At 63.3% G+C, this 1,424-nt stretch carries 2 protein-coding genes and 1 pseudogene; all 3 read left to right on the plus strand.

Annotated elements, in window-relative coordinates:
• The coding region (locus EN984_RS34530) for a homogentisate 1,2-dioxygenase domain-containing protein (protein ID WP_127384354.1) at positions 1-290 on the plus strand (290 nt) is incomplete at its 5' end.
• 11 nt (positions 291-301) lie between these two features.
• The gene (locus tag EN984_RS34535; protein ID WP_164749630.1) at positions 302-1,189 is read left to right on the plus strand and encodes an MBL fold metallo-hydrolase; all 888 of its coding nucleotides are present in this window, start codon (positions 302-304) and stop codon (positions 1,187-1,189) included.
• Positions 1,186-1,424: pseudogene (locus EN984_RS34540) on the plus strand (2-keto-4-pentenoate hydratase); the annotation flags it as partial. The gene EN984_RS34535 and the pseudogene EN984_RS34540, both read left to right, overlap by 4 nt.

Below are 1,424 nucleotides of genomic sequence, written 5' to 3' on the forward strand. Positions count from 1 at the left end.
TCCATGGCCAGTACGATGCCAAGGAAGAGGGCTTTGTGCCCGGCGGCATCAGTCTGCACAATCTGATGCTGGCCCATGGACCGGATGCGCCTGGCTTCGAAAAGGCCTCGCGCGCGGACCTGAAACCGGTCAAGCTCGACAACACCATGGCGTTCATGTTCGAGACCCGATTTCCGCAAATGCTGACCCGCTACGGCGCCGAACTCGAAACCCGGCAGGACAATTATATCGACTGCTGGGCGGATCTGAAGAAGCGTTTCAATGGCACGCCCGAGGGCGACTGGTCTTGAGCACCGAGCCAATGCCGGATCGGTTGGTGATTTTGGGCTCGAAGGGCGGCCCTGCGCTGCGGCCAGGCGGTCCGTGGCCAAGCTCTTCGCTGCTGCAGATCGGCGGCCGCAGCATCGTCGTCGACTGCGGGCTTGGCGTCACGCGTGGCCTGGTCGATGCCGGCATCGGCCTGAAATCGCTCGATCTGATCTTCATCACGCATCTGCACTCCGACCATGTCCTGGAACTGGGCCCGCTGATCCACACCGCCTGGACGGCGGGTCTGGCGACCCCGGTCCACGTGTTCGGCCCGCCCGGCACGGATCATTACTGGCAGCGCTTTTGCCAGGCGATGGAGTTCGATATCGAGATCCGCATCGTCGATGAAGGCCGACCGGATATTCGCGACCTGGTTTCGATCGTCGAATTCGGCGAAGGCCAAGTGGTCGAACAGGGCGGCTTGACGGTTTCGGCGCTGCGCGTCGAGCATCCGCCGGTGACCGACTGTTTTGCCCTGCGCTTCGAACACAGCGGGAAAAGCGTGGTGTTTTCCGCTGACACGGCCTTCTTTCCGCCGCTCGCGGATTTTGCCCAAGGCGCCGATATCCTCGTCCACGAGGCGATGCTGGAAGAAGGCATCGAGCGGCTGGTGGCCAGGACCGGCAATGGCGCGCGGCTGAAAGACCACCTGCTCGCCAGCCACAGCTTTGCCGAAGAGGCCGGCAGCATCGCCAGCGATGCCGGCGTCAAGAGACTGGTGCTCAATCATCTCATTCCGGCCGACGATCCCGGGATCGGCGAGGCCGATTGGACTGCCGCTGTCAGGAAAACATGGGCTGGCGACTTGACGATCGCCCGCGACGGTCTTGTTGTGGGCTTAAGCAGCGCCAAAGCTGCAGCAGGAGAGGAAACCGCATGAAGCTTGCCACATTGAAGGACGGGACGCGCGACGGAAAACTCGTCGTTGTCTCGCGCGACCTGACACGCTTCACAGACGCCTCGTTCCTGGTGCGCACGCTGCAGGCGGCGCTCGACGACTGGCGCCGCATCGCCCCGCATCTCGCGACAATAGCGGAATCGCTTGAGAACAACGCGATGCCGGCGGAGCGCTTCCACGAGCATGACGCCCACTCGCCGCTGCCGCGCGCCTATCA

The sequence above is a fragment of the Mesorhizobium sp. M7A.F.Ca.CA.004.12.1.1 genome, assembly GCF_003997835.1.
In the GTDB taxonomy this organism is placed as follows: domain Bacteria; phylum Pseudomonadota; class Alphaproteobacteria; order Rhizobiales; family Rhizobiaceae; genus Mesorhizobium.

What these genes read in the sequence shown, in the direction of transcription:
- EN984_RS34535 (WP_164749630.1), top strand. Translation starts at nt 302, where the DNA reads ATGCCGGATCGGTTGGTGATTTTGGGCTCGAAGGGCGGCCCTGCGCTG.